Below are 17,843 nucleotides of genomic sequence, written 5' to 3'. Positions count from 1 at the left end.
GAATAGTTAATAAATGGCACGCATGCTGCCCAGTGACGAGCGCTTACTCAGCAGCCGCGAAACACCGGTTTGCGACGCTCGACTTGCGCGGCAATGCCCTCTTGGGCATCAGCGGTAGCCGACACCCGCGCAAGCGTCAGCGCCTCGTCTTCAAGCTGGGACTCCAAGTGCGCAGACCCCGCCCGCAAAAACAGGCGTTTGATTTCGCCGTAGGCAACGGTCGGACCTTCAGCCAGCTCCAGGGCCAAAGCCATCGCATGAGCTTGCAGTTCAGTGTCCGGCACGATGCGGTCTATCAGACCGGCTTGCTGCGCCTCCTGGCTGCTCAATACCTCGCCCAAAAGCACGAAGCGGCGAGCACGCGCAGGGCCCATGCGCGCCGTCAAGGTGGCGCTGGAACCTGAATCGCAGCTGAACCCTATCTTGGCAAAAGCGGATCCGATGCGGGTTGATTCCCCAGCCAGCACCACATCACAACCGGCCAGCAAGGCGGCAGCCCCCCCCATTGCCCAGCCCTGCACGGCAGCCACAACGGGAACGGGCAACTGCCAGGCGCGCTGCAGGCCCATGTGCAGGTCGGCGGTCCAGCGCCGCACCAAGGGCGCCAGGTTGGCGCGCAACGGATAGAAGGTCTTCAAGTCGCCACCGAAACTGAAGTTATCACCGTCTGCGCGCAGCAGCACCGCGCGTAAATTCGGGGTATCCCAGAGTTCTGAGAATACTTGCTTGAAGTCTCGCGAAAAATCACCGTCAAACGGGTTTCCGCGCGTTGGCTGCGCCAAGCTGACGATGGCCAGCCCCCCCTGCATTTCGAAACGGATGGATGATGGGGTAGTCATGAAGATTTGCCTTCCAAAATGAACGAGCTTAACGCCCGGACGATATATACATCTTATTAAGATACACTACTGTACAACATTTTTAACATTGAATGTTGTTGACCCGGACACCGGCAGTCCTGCGACCAAATGCGCCAGAGCCTGGAAGCGAGGAAACCCGTTTTTTGCGAGACAAAACTTTATGCTCACCGCACCCTACGATCACCCGCTTAACCTCACGACCCAGGCCGTACTTACTTATGGAAGCTGGGCATTGACGGCGGTGCTATTCGCCATTGCCGTGAAAAAGGATGTTCGCTACCGCCGTCCATTTTTCTCCTTTCTCATTCTTGCCGGCATGGTCGGCGCCTTGGCTGAACCACTTTACGATGTAGGCTTCATGCTGTTGTTTTACGTGCCAGGCATCTGGAGCACGTTTTCGGCGTTCGGTATTCCGCAGCCGGTTTGGGCCTACAGCGGCTACGTCGTGCTCTATACCGGCACGGCGATGTTCATCTGCGAACAAATACAGAAGGGGTTGACACCCAAGGGCCTCTATGGCTGGGCGGGCCTCGCCTTGCTGATGTCTGTCGCCTTCGAAATCATCGGCATTCAGGGTGACGCCTATGCGTACTGGGGGCCCCACGCTTTTCGCATCTTTGATTACCCCCTTGCGGTCGGCGTACTCGAATCGGCTCAGGTCATCTGCTTCAGCCTCGCCGCCTCGGAGTTGCGCCGGCGCACCAGTGGCACAGTGCCCCTGCTTGGCTTATTTGTGATATTCCCTTGTACCTTTTATCTGGTCAACTTCGGCGCCGGCGCGCCTCTCATCATTTCCCTGCATCTTGACAAGCCCTCGCCAACGCTTGTCACGCTCTGCTCGGCCATCAGTATTTTCTTTGCGTTGCTTTTGATCTGGAGCGCGGCAAAGCTTCTGCCGAAAAACTGAGTTTCCAAATTTGACTAGGGGTTGCGCCCATACGGTTTCCGGGCCGCAGATGCGCCTCGGGCGGTCGAGCCGATGGCGCTCTCCATCAGGTAACGCAGGCGCGTGGTCATCTGCTCGGTCTGATTGATCGCCAGGTAGTTGGCAGCGCCGTACACTTGTTCGAGTCGCTCCGCGTCAGCATCGCCGCCGACGCTGATGCAGATGCAGGCAATACCTTTTGTCCGGGCTTCTTCAATCGCCTTTCGCGTATCCTCGATCGCATACTTGCCCTCGTACTGGTCGTCGTAAGGATAACCATCCGAGATCAAAACCAGCAGCTTGAACGGCGTGCCGGAATTCACATTTAGGTGATCCGTGGCGTGCCGTATCGCCGCGCCACAGCGGGTATAGCCGGCCACCGCCAGCCGCCGCAAACGCTGCTCAAGTTGGGCTCCGATCGGTTCATCGAAAGTCTTCAGAGTCTGGAACCGCACCAGGGTGCGCCCCCAGGAATTGAAACCGTGCATCGCCACGCGGTCGCCCAGCAAGGCCAGCGCGCGACACAGTTGCCATCCCGCCTGGACCTGCAGGTCAAAAACGCGCGTTCCGTCGGCACCGCGCTCCAGCGTCGAACTGGAGGCGTCGAGCAAAATCTGAACCCCCAGATCACGCCGCATGCGCAGGTTGGCTGAATAGACACGATCGTCGCCGCTGTGCCCGGAGCGCAGATCGACGGCGAGCCGAATCATCCGGTCGAGTACCAAATCATCGCCCTGGGGCTGCCCACTATGCCGCTGAAAACCAAGACACAGGCTGGCCAGAGCGCGCTGAAAAGCGCGATCGCCGCCGGTATGCAAGGTACCGGCCTCGAAATTGGGTTCTTCCGCGTGCGGATCGACCTCTTCCACACTCACCCAATTCTGCCGATAGCGTTTTGCGACGCAGTCCCACTCGCAATAGCTGTGAGCACCCGTTTCCGACTGGACAAAGCTGCTGGGAATCCATACCGGCATGTTGGAACGGACGGCCTGGGTAATATCGCGAATGTGCTTTGAAATGCGTCCACTGACCAACTCGGACGAACCTTCGATGCCCGAATCGGCCGCATCCTTGTCGGGTGACGACTTCATGTCAAGAATTTCCTGCATGAAGCGCGAAAAGAAATTGTCGCGTCCAAACGGGGATGAGAGAAATTTCCAGAAGGAACTCTTGCTCAGCGAATCGTCTTCCTCGTCATCCCCGTCTGCCTCTACTTTCGCCAGTTGCGCCTCGAGTTGGGCCAGCCTGTTGTCGGTCAGACCTCGCCCATCGCCTGGCAATCCCTTGCGCAATACTTTCCAGGCCTGCAGTGTGCCGTACCACGCGGGCGGATCCGGCAGGCGGCGCATCCCGCGCGCGATGGTCAGCGACTCCTGCGGACTTTGCGGAGAAAAGCCAGTACGGTAATGCGCCAGTTGCGCCAGGAAGAAACACGGCAGCCGGTCCTCGATTGCCTTGCAGCAACGCTCGACCTCCAGCACCAGATAGCGTTGGCGCAACTCGATCCGGCCGACGATGGCGCGCAGCTGTTTGCCACCCAGCGCCCGCCCGCAGATTAAAGCGCCCTGCACCATCAACTCCAGACGCCGGTCCTCGACGCCTTCGTGGGCTGCCAGATAGATCCGCTCGCCGTCGGTATAGCTGCGCGCGCCGTCCTGCAACAAATAAGTGATGGCGACCGGGTAGCCCACCACAGCGCCGGCCAGCAGCCGAAGCGGATGGCTCTGCGCGACCAAGGTGCTGATTGCCGGTAGCGCTTCAATTCCGGAGGTAGGTGGCAATGATCTCTCCCAAGCCGCGCGTGATTTCGCGATCGTCGGTGAGTGGCAACAATATCGCGGCGTTGGCGGCCGCGCGGGGCGACAATCCTTCTGTCATCAATCGCGCGGCGCTGACCAGCGTGCGGGTCGACGATACCTCGGGCAGGCTGCTCGCATCGAGCTTGCGGATGGCGTTAGCCAGTTTGACCAGATCGGTCGCACGCGGCTTGTCGATGCCCGACTCCTGCATCACGATCTCGATTTCTTTTTCCGCAACCGGGTAGTTCATCTCGATGGCGACCATACGCTGTCGGGTCGACTGCTTGAGATCCTTGAGCACGCTCTGGTAGCCCGGATTGTAGGAAACAACCAGCATGAAGGCGTCTGGGGCACACAGGGACTCGCCCAAACGCTCGATGTGCAGTTCGCGTCGATGGTCGGCAAGGGGATGGATGACGACGGTGGTGTCAGCGCGGGCTTCGATGATCTCATCCAGATAGCAGATCGCCCCTTCGCGCACCGCGCGTGTCAGCGGCCCATCGAGCCAGACTGTTTCACCACCGGTCAATAGATAGCGCCCCACGAGGTCGGCAGCCGTGATGTCTTCGTGACAGGCAATGGTTATCAGCGGCACCTTGAGCGCATGGGCCATGTGCTCAACAAAGCGTGTCTTGCCGCAGCCCGTCGGTCCTTTGAGCATGAGTGGCAGCTGTTGCCGGTAGGCGGCGCGAAACACGTCGACTTCGTTGGCACTGGGTAGGTAGTAAGGGTGTCCCGAATTCGCGGCGGGAGTGTTGAGCGCAACTTGCATCGCTTAGGCTATCCGCGCGAGTTGTGCAGCATCAGGGCGGCGCGCTCGCCGCTGAACACGGCGGCCTCGACACCGGCTTGCGAGAAGTAATCACCCGCCAGGTAAACCCCCTTGGGCATTTCCTTGTGGACAGAATCCAGCGTGCCGTAGTGACCGGGGCCCGCAATGGTCAGGCCGCGATCGTAGCGAAAAAGATGCACGAAGGACGGGGGTGGCGCCGAACCAAAGGACTGCGCCACTGCCGCTAGCGCGTCACGCTTGATGTCATCGTCGCTCATGGTGGCCAGCGGCGGGGTGTTGAAGTACACCCCGGCCACTTCGCCCCCCTTCGGCACAGAACTGGGGTGACGGCGGCTGTGCAGAACAATGGCGCCGACCTTGCGCACCTCGCGCACCCCCACCGGCAACACCAGATCCGCCGGAAAGTCGGGCCAGGGGTTCTTTTGATAGCCAATCGCCACATGGGCGTAATCGGTGTAAGGCGTCTTGAGCAGTTTCTGGGCCGCGTCGGCAGGAATCAGTTGTTTGAGCAGGTCTGCCGCCACGAAAGCCTCCGTCGCGATGACCAGCCCATCTGCTTCATAACTCTCACCCTTGGCAAAAACCGTATAGGCCTTGCCATTGCGCTCGACGCGTTCAACGCGGCTTGAGAGGTGAACTTGCACACCTGGGCTGCCCTGGATGAACCATTCGCTCACTTGGCCGACGCCACCCGGAGGTACCGACAGTTGCATTTTATGGGCCTGTTGAATGATCGCCAGAGGAAACGGCGTGGAAAGCCAACTTGCCGGGACGGCATACAGGAAGTCCATCAGTGGACGCATGATGTATTCGTAGGCGCGGTCCCCCAGGTGCTTGCGCGACCAGTCTTCCAGGTTTTCGCCCTTGTCGAAAGCCGACAGTTCACTGCCATTGAAAGGATTCTTCACACCGGGGCTGAGAAGAAGTCGTATGCCCGCCATGGCCACGCGAAACTTGTCACCCAGGCTGAGGACGGGGATGCGCAGGTAGCTCGGCAGCGAAACAAAGCTCACTGGATACCGCGCGTTGTCCTTGTCGGCCAACTGGGCCGCTCCCCCCCAGGGGACAAGTTCCTGATAGCGGCCCATCTCCCTGAGCAGTGCCGACGTGCGGGGATAAATTCCCCCCATCAAAAATAGTGCGCCCGTGGCGAGACTGAAGCCATCCCGCTTGAGCTGTTTCGTGCGTCCACCGACGCAATCCGTGGCCTCGAAAAGTCGGACCTCATGGCCATTCTTCTTCAAGATGTAGGCCGCGGCACAGCCCGCAGGACCGCCACCAATCACAACAACTTTCATGCATATCTCCTCGTTATAGTTTTTTCGCTGCGGCAAAGGCCGGCAGATGAATACCCGACTCAAGCCTGCGCACGCTCCTTGACAAGGGCAAGCTCGGTGTTGATAAAGTCGAACGTCGTCTCGACAAGCTCCAAACATTGCGGGTTCTGGCTTTTTAGCCCACCATGCACACCCTTCACCAGACGCCCCAGATGGCGGGTAAGGAAATCATGCTGCGCCCGACGTATTGATGCCAAGTCATCGGGCTGATCCGCCACCGGACTCTCCAGGTGGGTCAGAAAATGCATGAATTCAAGTTCCACGCCGAGGTGGTCCGGCATTTCGGCGTTTTCGTCCCGCTTGAGGCCAAAAAACTCGTAGAAACGCATGAGCTCCTCAAAGATGGAGCTCTGGTCCTCCTGCGCGTGGGCTCGCTCACGAAGTGAACAAGCCTGCGGACTCAGGGAGGGGTCGAAGGCTTCGTTGTAGTCGGCGCTGCTGATCCCGAACGGACCCGCTCCAGCCCTCGTATAAGTAAATGCCTCGGCCAAGGTACGGTAGACCGAGCTGCGCACAGCTGAAAATTCCATATTGATTCCCATAGTCAGGCACTCGCTTTCTCATGAAGGAGCTGAATCTCAATGCGCGTATCCCGGTCGAATACCGAGGACTGACCTTGCAGTATTCCGGCCGTCAAATGCGGGTGTCCGCCCGCGAGCTCCACTGGGTTCAAGGGTGACGGAGAAACGCTGTTCATGTCTCCCTTGCCGTGAAACTGATATTGCTCCCACGCGTGATACATCAGGGTCTGTCCCGGACGCAGGCTCGGCGAAACCTTGACACTGACGTTGAACGATCCCACGTCATTGAAGGCACGCACCATGTCGCCATCCTGGATGCCACGCTTGCTGGCATCGATCATGGAGACCAGCATGTAAGGCTCGGGGCGGTCCAGACGCATCATAAGCGGGCTATCGCGCCAGGTCGAGTGAATGCTTTGCCGAGTCTTGCCGCCATTCATCATCAGCGGATAGTTGCCGCCGATCAACGGCGGCTCCTTGAAACGCGGCAAGAGTTCATCGAGTTCGTCATAGAGTGGATGGTCGATGTAGAACTGGATGCGCCGGCTTGCGGTGGGATACGGCACCTTGTCGCGGACATGAAATGTCAAAGGAACAATGGTGTCATTCTCGGGGAAGTCGCACATGTTGCCGATAGACGCCGGGTCTTCGGGGAGCTTCTCGAACCGGGCGAAGCCTTTCTGCTTGACCTCTTCCCAGGTGAGTTTTTTGTGCGAGGTACTCATGTCGTAGATCGCCTTGGCCACCTTGTCGTCATCGCCTTCCTTGAACTCGCCGTCCATCGTGAGATCGTCGTAGAGGGTGTTGAGCTTGACATCCAGGCCCTGCGGACTCTTGACGGTGCCAATCTTGCGGGCTATGGCGCGTTCCTGAATATGCTTGGAAAGCAGGACGATGATGTCCCAATCGCTTTTCGACTCGCCCAAGGGCGGTGTTGCCTGGTCGGTGGTGGTCAGGTACGGAGAAAGCGGCGTTACCCATTTCAAATTGGTGTGTTCGTACCACGGCGCGGACGGCAAGACGATGTCAGCATGGCGGGCGGTGGAATTGATACGCCAGTCGAGCACAACAATCTTCTTCAACTTCGGCCACAAAACCTCCAGCAGTTTCTCGCTGCCGCGGGCGCGGCGTAGCGGGTTGCTGACCAGTGAAATCATGATCCGCGGATCCTTGCCTGGCGGTGGGGACAGCGGCTGCCACTTCTTGCTCAGCGATTCGTCCAGATAGTCGGCGATCGGTCGCTTGTTTCCAAGCTGCCAGGACTCCGCGTGCTTCGACAGTTCACCAATGCCACCATGAACGGACCAGAACAGCGTCCCCGAAGTCCACACCGGGGTGCGCAGGACGCCATTTCCCGGCATGTAAAGCAGACGACCCAGACTGGTAACAATCATCTCCTGGGTGTCGCCATCGGCCACGCGCTTGTCGATCATCGGCTGCAGGACAGAGAAGTATTGCTCGGCCTCCTTCAGCGAAGGCGGGAGTCCAAACTTGTCGGCACCGTCCATCGTCAACAGTGGGAAGCCGGCAAAACCTGCGCCCTTTCGACCTATATTGCCGGTCAACGCAAACACCAGTGCCACACTGCGTTCGGCCAGATTCCCATGAAAGTATTTGCACATGGACGTCTGGGCGATGCTCGACACCGCCTTGGCGCGGACAATTTCCTGTGTCAGGCGCCGGATCATCTTGACCGATACGCCGCACATCTTCGAAGCATTCTCAGGGGTGTAGTCGGCCAGGCGGTCGCGCAGCAAGGAATACACGCTGCGCACCTCGACACGGGCGCCGTCTTTGAGCGTCACGGTCCGCTTCACGTCCAGTGCCGGGTCGAGACCGTCCAGCGCCAAACTGCGAAAAGGGGCGGACTTAAGCGTGTCCGTTTTCTCATCCCAGAGCATGTGATGACTGTCGTGCCCCGCGATCTCAACATCAGCCTGCTTGAGAAACATACGCGTATCGCTGCGCACCAACAGTGGCAGGTCGGTCTGTTCCTTGACGAAGGCTTGGTTGAGCTGGTTTTCTGCAACGATCAGGTGGCATATTGCCAGTGCCAGCGCAGCATCCGTGCCGGACTTGATCGGAACCCAGAGGTCTGCCTTGGTGGCCGAGGGGTTGTAGTCGGGCGAAATGGAGATGATCTTCGTTCCGTTGTATTTCGCTTCGATGTAGAAATGCGCTTGTGGAATCTGCGTGTAAACGGGATTGCCACCCCAAAACAGAATCAGGTCTGAATTGAAGTAGTCGTCAGCCGAACGCTCGAATACGATTTTCCCGAAGGTTTCCAGGGTGCCGCGTCGGGAATCTCCGATTTCGCCATCCATGTCGAGGCTGATGGATTGGGTCAGCTGGCTGAAGCGCGCCTGGGCGGCCATCGAAACGCCGAGATCAATCCCGGGCCCCAGATCCCAAATAGTGACATCGGTTCCTTCCTTGACGGTGACGTCAAGATAGGCGTCGGCGATGTCGTCAAGGGCTTCTTTCCAGGTCACGCGCTCCCACTTGCCGCCACCGCGCGGGCCCACCCGGCGCAGCGGATGGGTGATCCGGGTCGGGTCGTACATCCGCTCGCTGAAGCAGCCGCCCTTCTGACAACCGCGCGGGTTGAAGTCCGGTAGCTTGGCATTGACCTGCGGGTACTCTGCCGCCTGCTCTTCCCGATACACCAATCCGTCCTTCACATAGACGTCCCACGAGCAGTGCGCCTGGTACCAGCAATTCAGATGGTGGGTTGAGCGCACCACCTTGTCCCAAGTCCACTGGCTGCGGTAGACGTCCTTCCAGGAGACATAGGCAGGGATATTCTTGCCGACCAGCACCTCCGCCGCCTCGACAATGAAATTCGGCAACGCCAGGCCGCTAGCGGATGCGGCGGCTAACTTGAGAAAGCTGCGACGATCAAAATTGACGCTCATGGCCGTTCCCCCTTCTTGTAGAACTTGATTGGCGTCTGGGCAACTTCACGCGGGTGCTTGGTGAAGGGGCCGAACAGATCCTGCCACTTACGCGAAATCAACAAGTCCATCAAGTCGGAAGTCTCCCCCATCTGCACACGCTCGCGTTCACGCTTGAGCGTGTCCAGCACGTCGACCACCTTCGGCCCGAACAGGGAGACCAGATAGTCGGTGGGAATTCGAGGTTCGTCAGTCGGATTGCCCTCCGCGTCCAGGCGCGGCGGTGACATCGGGGGGACGTAGAAAACGTTGGGCTGGGTGCCGTATTCAGCATGCAGCGGCAAGGCCACTTTGTACTGGCTAACGAGCTTGTGAATCGGACCGGCCGGGTCGTCCAGGTACCCAACAAAGCGCACCCGCCCGGGGCATTGCCGCGAACATGCCGTGGTGACGCCTTCATCGATGCGCGGAAAGCAGAAGATGCATTTCTGGGAGACTTCTTCGACTTCGTTGTAATAGATTTTTTTGTAGGGGCAGGCTTCCTGGCAGAAACGGTGGCCACGGCAGCGGTCTTCATCAATAAGGACGATACCGTTGTCCTCGCGCTTGCTGATCGCCTTGCGCGGGCAAGCTTCAAGACAGGCGGGGTGAGTGCAGTGGTTGCAGATTCGTGGCAAGTAGAAGTAGTGGCTATTGGGGTATTCGCCGCCACCAATGTCTTCGTCCCAGTTGGGGCCCTTGCCGGCATGACCACCGTCGGCCACGAGTGAGACATCGGGATTGCCCCCAAAGGCGACTTCCTGGTGATTGAAGTCCCAGGCCTTGCCAAACTCGTCGACGCTGGGACGGTGGCCAGGCTGGGCCACGCCGTCGCGAAAACCACCGCCCATGGCTTCAAATCCATGCGGCGTACCGGTGCCGGGCTGGGTGCTGACGGTGTTCCACAACATGTGGGCCATGCCGTCCCGTTTGGTCCACAGTCGCTTGCAGGCGACGGTGCAGGTCTGGCAGCCGAGGCACTTGTTGAGGTCCATGACCATGGCGATTTGACGTTTACTCATCTTCGCGCTCCTTAGGCCTCAAGGACCAGTTCGGCCCAGTCAATCGAGAAGGCCTTGATGCCGGCCCGTTCGTCATTTCCTCCGTGCCAGACGGCAAACCCGATGCCGGTCTTCTTGCCAGCCAGCAGTGGGGCGACGTCTTTGCCACTACCCAGCGCCCGAGTGATGACGACGCTCCAGATATCCCCGTCGGCGTGAGCCTGGGCGTTGCATTTGATCTCTGGACCGGGTCCGCTTTGGCCAATTCCGGTCGCGAGCAGCGAACGTACCCCCTCCTTGTTCGCCGCCCAACGCAGGAAATGAATGGGGGCATCCGGTGCGCCCATCAGAACCAGCGCCGGCTTGCCGCGCACCGGCAAGGCCACCGCCAGGGCGTCGGGAAAGTCCGTCCCCGCCGGAGATACGCCCGCCCAACTGGCTCTCATCGCCCAGGTGCGTCCATCGTGCACGCTCGCCACATGCACCGTCTTGGCTTTCCCATACGGCCGCGCTTCCCACGATTTCTGGATGTACTCCGTCGGTTGCATCCCAAGTGGTGTGGGAATCAAATCCAGGGCCTTGGCCGGGATCTTCCTCCAGCTGGCAAGCGCAGGATTCAGGTACTCCTCTATATTCTTGACATGTGAACTTCGCATTTTTTGTCTCCTATCAGGTTGAAGTTATGCCTGCACTTTTTGTCTGTGCAGGGCAGCCTTGTTGCTGAATTTATAGAGATTGGAAAGATGCGGCCCCCATCAAAAGGATGGAATTCGCCCCTCAAACGAAGCAACTCAAGTTCCTTTGATGTGGATCAACGGAATTGGGGAGCAGATGTTTTGCAAGCACATAGAAGATTAGTGCTGCAGATTAATTTCAACCGAAATACGAAGGCAGACCCATTGACGGCAGCGGATCTTGCCTTATGCGCCGCGGCCGCCCTTGGCCCGATACGTCTCCAGCGACTTGCGCATCTTGTATCTCGCTAACGGCATCAGCGCCCGATAGAGGGGACGAATGAGCCACAGTGGCAAAAAGCGGGCGCGCTCCTCCAAGGCCACCCGCCCTCGCGGATGATCCATCAACTTCGGATAGGGAAATGGAAAGCGGTAGTTGCGCGGGTTGCACCAGAACTCAATGGCGCTGATGTGCTTGGCATTCTTGTAGCCATAGTGGGCAGGCGCCACCAGGCGCAACGGTGCACCGTGTTCGATGCCCAGCCCGTGACCGTCCAGACTGTCGGCCAGCAACACGTCCGATGCCATCAGGTCGTCCAACGGCATACTGACGGAGAAGCCGTCCTCTCCGCGAAATACAACAAAATTTGCGCCGCCCTGAGGCTTCGCCAACGGCACTACCACCTGCTGATAAAAGTCTGAAAAGCGCACGCCGCTCCATCGCACGGAAAGCACCGACCAAGTGGTAACGCAGTGAAAATCCGACATCTGCTCGACACGCGGAAGGGCTGCAAACTCCTTGCCAACTTTGATGGACTGGCCAACATCGCCACCAATGGTGAACGCAATTGAATCGGGATTCGCGGGAAAGCGTTTGGCAAACAGACCGAGCCCGAAACGGTCAAATGAGGGAAATTCGAACTGTCCGGGCGGCAACGGCTTATTCTCGGCATTCATCATTGAACTTCCTGTTTTCACAATAGCCAGGGGTACGATTACTTTTTGCTGTTGTTCTCTTCAACACGCTGCATCGCCTGCTCATCAGAAAAACGAGGTGAATCTTCAAATTTTTTCAGATCGTTGCGGCGCATGATTGGCAGATCCGGGCGCGGGCAGGCCAGACCGGTACCCGGCCCACACATGCCGGTACCGACGGTGAAGAAGGCGGGGGTGTCATCGGGAAATGGATCGGCATTGGCGGTGATCAGCGGCATGGGCAGCACGTAGATGAAAAGTTCGACGGTCTGACAGAAGCCAATCACGGCGATCGCGCGCATCATGCCCTTCTTGAAATTGGAGCGCTTGCACATGTCGATTTTTTCAACACCGCGCTCCACCCAGGTCAGCCCCTTGTCGTCCTTGAAGTACAGCAGAACCGCGCACAAGCCCCACCAGCCGCCAAAAAAGATGGCTTCATAAATCGGGAACTGATACCAATGCCCACCCCAGAGACTTAGGGCACGAATCGAGCCCGGGTACGCGTAAATGCCGGTGAAACGGATCAGAAAACTCTCCAGAACCATGTCGAAAACCATGACGGCAAGAACGCCAGCAATGGAAAGTTTGAGGTTGTTGATGCCGGGGAACTTGGCCTTGACCCAGCGCATCGCCGCCAAACCAAACAGGCATCCCCAGACCAGAAAGCCTGGGTAGCCGCCGGACCAGGCGACCAAAGGCTCGGGTAGCAATTCCGCGCGCGGACTCATCCAGCCAGGAATGTGGTTGGAAAGAAAGCCCAGGTTAAACGCATAGGGGTTGTACACGCACCCTTGCTGGATCCAGTTCATTGACGGATCCCAGAAAATGGCGAAGAAAAAACCGATGCCGCAGAGGCCAAGCGTATTGGGCTGCCCCGTCTGGCGAATCGGCTTCACCAACTGCGTGTAGATGAAATACAGCCACACCAAGCTCATGCCGACTTCGACGGCCCTGACACCAATCTTGAACTGAGTTGGCACGTCCACGCCAGGAGGCAGTTGCGTGGGACCGAAACCGGGCGCTGTCACCCATTGGTAGGCAACGTAGGCCATGAAGATCAGAAAGCCACATCCTACAACGAACCAGCTCTTGACGACAATGCTGTCATCCTTGCCACTGATATCGACTGCCATGTTGGCTTGTTTTATAGACGCTGCTGGTCCGCGCATGAAATGGCTCTCCAAAACGGTTATTGGTTAAAATTTAATACAGTGTGCCACATTATCGTATTCATGAGTACCAATTTTTCATTACCAAATGACGTCATCTTGATTAAGACATTTCATTAAGATACACTGCCGTACCATATTTCTCCTTGGTAAATTCCGAGGCTGTATCCCACTCTGATTGGGAAGCTTTTGTCATTTTTGTCCACCTTGAACAGCCATTCCTTCACCCATGATTGGAAAGACAGCGACCGTGGACTCCGAAACCTTATCGAGTTACCCAGGACTGCAGATGAAAAACTTTAAGATCTCAACCCGGCTTTTTCTCTTGATTGCGGTGTTGTCTACCTTGCTGATTGTTACTGGCGGCCTGGGGCTGTATGGCATCAGCAAAACCAATACATCCCTGGAGGTGGTGTATCAGGGTCGAACCGTTCCAGTGGGTCGTTTAGGTTCCATCAATGCGCTGATACTGAACAACCGCTTGATGATCAGCAATAATCTTCTGGATCCAACTCGGGCGAGAATCGCCAAGTACAACGCCGAGATAGAAGCCAACATCAAACAGATCGACAAAGAGTTGGACGCCTACATGGCGACCAAACTGACCCTTGAAGAAACGCGGCTAGCCACGCTCTTCAAAGAGGCCAAAAGAAAACTCCATGCGCAAGGAATGCTGCCCGCCATCGCCGCGTTGAACGCGCATGATCTGGAAGAGGCGCAAAGCATCGTGTTTGAGAAACTCGCCCCCCTTTACGATCCGGTTCGGGACAATGGGAAACTCCTTGTTCAACTTCAACTGGATGAAGCCAAAGCGGAATTCGACGGAGCAACGAGCCGCTATGCAATTATTCGGATGGCATCGATTGCTTCGATCATAGGAGGTGTGTTTTTCGCTCTATTTCTGGGTTCAACCCTGGTGCGCGGCATCTCCCGCTCGTTGACCCGGGCGCAAGATGGTGCCAATGCCGTGGCCCAAGGCGACCTGAGCCACATTATCAAAATAGACGGTAAAGACGAGATCACCCAGGTGCTCATGGCTCTTTCCGCCATGCAAACCGGTCTTGCCAACGTGGTGGTTCACGTACGGGAGGGTTCTGAATGTGTGGCCACCGCCAGTGCCGAGATCGCTCAAGGCAACTACGACCTTTCTGCCCGCACCGAGCAACAAGCCAGCGCACTCGAAGAGACGGCCGCTTCCATGGCGGAACTCAGTGATGCCGTCATAAAAAACGCTGACAACGCCAGCCGGGCCAACGAGTTAGCCATGAGTGCCTCTTGCGTCGCCGCCAGAGGTGGTGAAGTTGTGGCGCAAGTCGTAGAAACCATGAAGGGCATCAATGATTCATCCAAAAAGATCTCCGACATCATCAGCGTGATCGACGGCATTGCCTTTCAGACCAATATTCTGGCATTGAACGCGGCCGTCGAAGCCGCCCGCGCTGGAGAGCAGGGTCGTGGCTTTGCCGTGGTCGCCAGTGAGGTTCGCAGCCTCGCGGGACGATCGGCGGAGGCTGCCAAGGAGATCAAATCGTTGATCGGTGCAAGTGTGGATCGGGTCGAACAGGGATCAGCCTTGGTCGATCAGGCTGGCGTAACCATGGCCGAGGTCGTCAGCAGTATCAAACGGGTCACCGTGATCATGAATGAGATCAGCGCGGCCAGTTCCGAACAAAGAGCCGGCGTCGCCCAAGTGAGTGAAGCCATTACGCAGGTGGATCACGCCACGCAGCAAAACGCAGCGCTTGTGGAAGAAATTGCTGCGGCAGCCAGTAGCCTGAAATCTCAGGCCCAGGACCTGGTGCAGACCGTAGCGATCTTCAAGCTTGATGGTTCGGGACAGACCCAAACGTCTAGCCAGGAATTTCAACACCCGAGTTACGAAACGCCCTTGACCGTTGGGAGTTCCGTTGGCAGGCAGAACGAGCCCGACTGCTTGACGCAGATGCCCCGGGCATAAGACCCAGATTCACCCCGGGACAGTTGTCAAGCCACCAATTCATGGAGCGAGACAGACAGGTCGGCCAAGCGTTCGCTGTCCACGGTTTTTTTCGATCCGATTAATTTCTTGCCCGCGAAAAATTCCGATGGTGCGTTAATCGTTTCGACCGCAACCACCCTGCCGTCGCAGAGGTGGTACACCGCAAACTTCGACTGATCCGGGTCGCCACGCACGATGGTTTTCTTTGACTCGAAAAGCAGTCCGGCAATCTGCAATTTCAAGTTGTACTGTTCGGACCAAAACCAAGGCACTTCCGCCTCTGCCGGCTTTCGGCCCGTGAGTACAGCGGCAATGCGTTTGGCCTGCTCCATGGCGCTGGGCACGCTCTCCAAGCGAAGGCGGCAGTGATACAAGGCGTGAGGGCGCCTGGCCACGTCGCCCAGCGCGAAGATATGCGGGTTCGATGTGTGGCAATCAGCATCCACCAAAATTCCGTCGTCGCAAGCCAACCCGGCCTCTGCCGCGATAGCTATCGCAGGACTGGCGCCAATTCCGACCAACAGCGAATCACAGTCAAAACGGCGGCCATCGGCCAGTTGCACGGACTCGGCGCGTGTGGATCCATCTATCGCCAAGAGGTCCGCATTCGTTTCGACCAAAACACTATGGTTCTGATGAAATTGCGCCAGGAATGAGGAGACATGTGGACTGGCAACGCGCTCAAGCAGGCGCCCAGCACGTTCGATGACCACCACATCAACACCCAATGTACGCGCAGTAGCGGCACATTCGAGACCCACATAACCGCCGCCGATGATGACCAGCTTCTTGCCGGGCACAAGCGCGGCGCGTAAGCGTTGGGCATCATTCATTGTCCGCAAGGTCATTACGTTGTCAAACCCCGCGCCTTGCATGGGGAGGGTGCGCGCATCCGCACCCGTGGCTAAAATGAGGTGGTCGTAGCCCATCTCATCACCATCCGCAAGAATCACACAGCCGCGACTGGCATCGATTCGGGCGACGCGGGTACCGAGTCGCAGTGCGATCTTCTGTTTGGCATAGAAAGAAGCCGGCTTTAGTTCCAAAGTTTCACAGCTGAAATCGCCCTTCAGCCACTCCTTTGACAGAGGCGGCCGATGGTAGGGAGCGACCGGCTCTTCGCCTATCAAGGTGATATCGCCGCAATAGCCATATTGACGCAGGAAGGCGACGACCGAACCACCGCCCTGCCCAGCGCCGACGACGACAACTTTCTCATGTTTATCTTGAATCATTTCTCGAAGTTTTCCAGGAGACTTGCACAGGGGTGCGGATCAAATCCATTTCAGGACCAGCGTTTGCGGGCCTCGAACAGGCCGCAGATTGAAACAACCTCCGTAAGGACAGTTGACGGTCATCTGATCCAGATAGGCTGTGGGGATCTGGTTATGACTGTAGATTGCGCGAAATCAGCTCGCGCATGATTTCGGACGTGCCACCGTAGATGCGCTGCACGCGCGCGTCGGCGAACAAGCGGCAAATCTCGTATTCGCGCATGAAACCGTAACCGCCATGGAACTGCAGGCATTGGTCCACCAACCTGCCATGCATCTCGGTGCACCAGAGCTTTGCGGTGGAAGCATCCAGCGCGCTCAGCTCGCCACGCACATGCTTCGCCAGGCATTGATCGACGAAGGCCCAGCCCATCAGCAGATCGGCCTTGAGGTCGGCGAGCTTGTAGCGGGTGTTCTGGAAATCCGCGACAGATTTGCCAAAGACCTTGCGTTCTCGCACGTAGTCGCAGGTGATGTCAAACGCGCGTTGCGCCGCAGCCATGGAATGGACGGCGATGATCAGCCGCTCCTGCGGAAGCTCGTTCATCAGCGTGCTGAAACCGGCTCCTTCAGCACCCATCAGATTTGTGATGGGTACCTCGACTTCATCGAAGAACATCTCCGAGGTGTCGGACGACAGGTGGCCGAGCTTGTGCAATTTACCTCCGCGGCGAAAGCCCGGCCGATCGGTCTCGACCAGGATCAGGCTGAGACCCTTCGCACCCGGCGCGTCGGAGGTGCGCGCCACCACGATCACGAGGTCGCAGTGCTGGCCATTGGAGATAAAGGTCTTGGCCCCACTGACGCGATACACCTCGCCGTCGCGTACCGCGCGCGTCTTCACGCCCTGCAAATCGCTGCCGGTTCCGGGCTCGGTCATGGCGATGGCGCAGACGGTTTCACCAGTGACCATGCGGGGCAGCCAGTGCGCCTTCTGTTCCTCGCTGCCGGCCTTCAGGATGTAGCCTGCGCAGACATCGCTATGCACCGAAAAATTTGTCAACGGCCCTGCATAGCCGGCATAGCCAATTTCCTCGACCACGATGGCGTTGTATTCAAAGTTGACGCCCGCGCCCCCATATTGCTCGGGAACCTGCGGGCACAATAAGCCGGCCCTTCCTCCCGCCGTCCAGTAACTGCGATCAACGATGCCGGCTTCTTCCCAGCGCGCGAAGTGCGGCGCGATCTCGGCCTTGATGAAGCCGCGAACGGCGTCGCGAAACATCTCATGTTCCTGGTTGTAAACGGATCGTGATTTAAGCATGCACGGACTCCAGACCCGACTCGGTGCGCGGCACATCCGTGCCGGTACTGCTGATAGTCTCCGAGAGCGCTTCTGCGGAACTGACCACGGGCCGGCTTTCCCGGGTTCCCTTCATGCGCTTGCCGGGGCTCAGTGGATCATTCGGGGAAATTTCCACATAGTCTTCGTGGACCGCGACGAGGGTGCCGACGAAGGGAAAGTCATCGAAGCGGTCGGGGACACGGTAGCTCACACTATCGCCCACTTTGAAGGTGGCCGGATCAAGATTAAACGAGAACGGACAGGCTTCGCCCGATGGGCCAAAATTTTGCATGAGTGAATTCTCCTTTTTGTGGCT

The 17,843-nt window shown here is 57.9% G+C and carries 15 protein-coding genes; 2 read left to right on the top strand and 13 right to left on the bottom strand.

What is annotated here, in order from left to right; translation table 11 throughout:
* Positions 1 to 47: 47 nt before the first annotated feature.
* Complete coding sequence (locus C5P05_RS14655; RefSeq protein ID WP_114970593.1) at positions 48 to 839, bottom strand: enoyl-CoA hydratase/isomerase family protein; 792 nt, start codon at positions 837 to 839, stop codon at positions 48 to 50.
* A 181-nt stretch (positions 840 to 1,020) separates the two neighbouring features.
* Here C5P05_RS14655 and C5P05_RS14650 point away from each other — a divergent pair, with 181 nt between their 5' ends.
* On the top strand, positions 1,021 to 1,767 hold the full coding sequence (locus C5P05_RS14650) for a hypothetical protein (protein ID WP_114970592.1): 747 nt from the start codon (positions 1,021 to 1,023) through the stop codon (positions 1,765 to 1,767).
* Positions 1,768 to 1,781: 14 nt separating this feature from the next.
* On the opposite strand, the gene C5P05_RS14645 is transcribed toward C5P05_RS14650, so the two are convergent.
* The 9 genes from C5P05_RS14645 to C5P05_RS14605 form a co-directional block, all read right to left on the bottom strand.
* Positions 1,782 to 3,566: a nitric oxide reductase activation protein NorD gene (locus tag C5P05_RS14645; RefSeq protein WP_157979334.1), complete on the bottom strand. Its 1,785-nt coding sequence runs from the start codon at positions 3,564 to 3,566 to the stop codon at positions 1,782 to 1,784.
* Positions 3,544 to 4,356 carry a CbbQ/NirQ/NorQ/GpvN family protein gene (locus C5P05_RS14640; protein WP_114970590.1) on the bottom strand — a complete coding sequence of 271 codons (813 nt, stop codon included), beginning with the start codon at positions 4,354 to 4,356 and terminating at the stop codon, positions 3,544 to 3,546. Before C5P05_RS14640 ends, C5P05_RS14645 begins: the two co-directional genes overlap by 23 nt.
* Positions 4,357 to 4,364: 8 nt before the next feature.
* The gene (locus C5P05_RS14635; RefSeq protein WP_157979333.1) at positions 4,365 to 5,675 is read right to left on the bottom strand and encodes a protoporphyrinogen/coproporphyrinogen oxidase; all 1,311 of its coding nucleotides are present in this window, start codon (positions 5,673 to 5,675) and stop codon (positions 4,365 to 4,367) included.
* Between the two features lie 59 nt (positions 5,676 to 5,734).
* On the bottom strand, positions 5,735 to 6,244 hold the full coding sequence (locus tag C5P05_RS14630; RefSeq protein WP_232834499.1) for a molecular chaperone TorD family protein: 510 nt from the start codon (positions 6,242 to 6,244) through the stop codon (positions 5,735 to 5,737).
* A gap of 14 nt (positions 6,245 to 6,258) precedes the next feature.
* Complete coding sequence (locus C5P05_RS14625; RefSeq protein WP_114970587.1) at positions 6,259 to 9,150, bottom strand: molybdopterin-dependent oxidoreductase; 2,892 nt, start codon at positions 9,148 to 9,150, stop codon at positions 6,259 to 6,261.
* A complete protein-coding gene (locus tag C5P05_RS14620) occupies positions 9,147 to 10,190 on the bottom strand; it encodes a 4Fe-4S dicluster domain-containing protein (protein WP_198674725.1) in 1,044 nt (347 codons plus the stop codon). The genes C5P05_RS14625 and C5P05_RS14620 overlap by 4 nt, the downstream gene beginning before the upstream one ends.
* 11 nt (positions 10,191 to 10,201) lie before the next feature.
* Positions 10,202 to 10,825 (bottom strand): hypothetical protein, encoded by a 624-nt coding sequence (locus tag C5P05_RS14615; protein WP_114970586.1) that lies wholly within the window; start codon positions 10,823 to 10,825, stop codon positions 10,202 to 10,204.
* Between the two features lie 264 nt (positions 10,826 to 11,089).
* Entirely contained in the window at positions 11,090 to 11,803 is a 714-nt protein-coding gene (locus tag C5P05_RS14610) for a molybdopterin-dependent oxidoreductase (RefSeq protein ID WP_114970585.1), read from the bottom strand.
* 35 nt (positions 11,804 to 11,838) lie between these two features.
* Positions 11,839 to 12,954: a spirocyclase AveC family protein gene (locus C5P05_RS14605; protein ID WP_157979332.1), complete on the bottom strand. Its 1,116-nt coding sequence runs from the start codon at positions 12,952 to 12,954 to the stop codon at positions 11,839 to 11,841.
* A 325-nt stretch (positions 12,955 to 13,279) separates the two neighbouring features.
* Here C5P05_RS14605 and C5P05_RS14600 point away from each other — a divergent pair, with 325 nt between their 5' ends.
* Positions 13,280 to 14,947, top strand: a complete 1,668-nt coding sequence (locus C5P05_RS14600; RefSeq protein WP_114970629.1) for a methyl-accepting chemotaxis protein — start codon at positions 13,280 to 13,282, stop codon at positions 14,945 to 14,947.
* Between the two features lie 26 nt (positions 14,948 to 14,973).
* Here the strand turns inward: C5P05_RS14600 and C5P05_RS14595 are convergent, their stop codons facing one another.
* The 3 genes from C5P05_RS14595 to C5P05_RS14585 all read right to left on the bottom strand — a co-directional run bounded on the left by C5P05_RS14595 (position 14,974) and on the right by C5P05_RS14585 (position 17,819).
* Positions 14,974 to 16,203: an NAD(P)/FAD-dependent oxidoreductase gene (locus C5P05_RS14595; RefSeq protein WP_114970583.1), complete on the bottom strand. Its 1,230-nt coding sequence runs from the start codon at positions 16,201 to 16,203 to the stop codon at positions 14,974 to 14,976.
* Between the two features lie 151 nt (positions 16,204 to 16,354).
* Positions 16,355 to 17,506 carry an acyl-CoA dehydrogenase family protein gene (locus C5P05_RS14590; protein ID WP_114970582.1) on the bottom strand — a complete coding sequence of 384 codons (1,152 nt, stop codon included), beginning with the start codon at positions 17,504 to 17,506 and terminating at the stop codon, positions 16,355 to 16,357.
* Positions 17,499 to 17,819 (bottom strand): hypothetical protein, encoded by a 321-nt coding sequence (locus tag C5P05_RS14585; protein ID WP_198674724.1) that lies wholly within the window; start codon positions 17,817 to 17,819, stop codon positions 17,499 to 17,501. The genes C5P05_RS14590 and C5P05_RS14585 overlap by 8 nt, the downstream gene beginning before the upstream one ends.
* Positions 17,820 to 17,843 lie beyond the last annotated feature (24 nt).

Source organism: Rhodoferax ferrireducens, assembly GCF_003347515.1.
Lineage (GTDB): Bacteria > Pseudomonadota > Gammaproteobacteria > Burkholderiales > Burkholderiaceae_C > Rhodoferax.
This window is presented reverse-complemented; position numbering and strand designations above follow the sequence as displayed.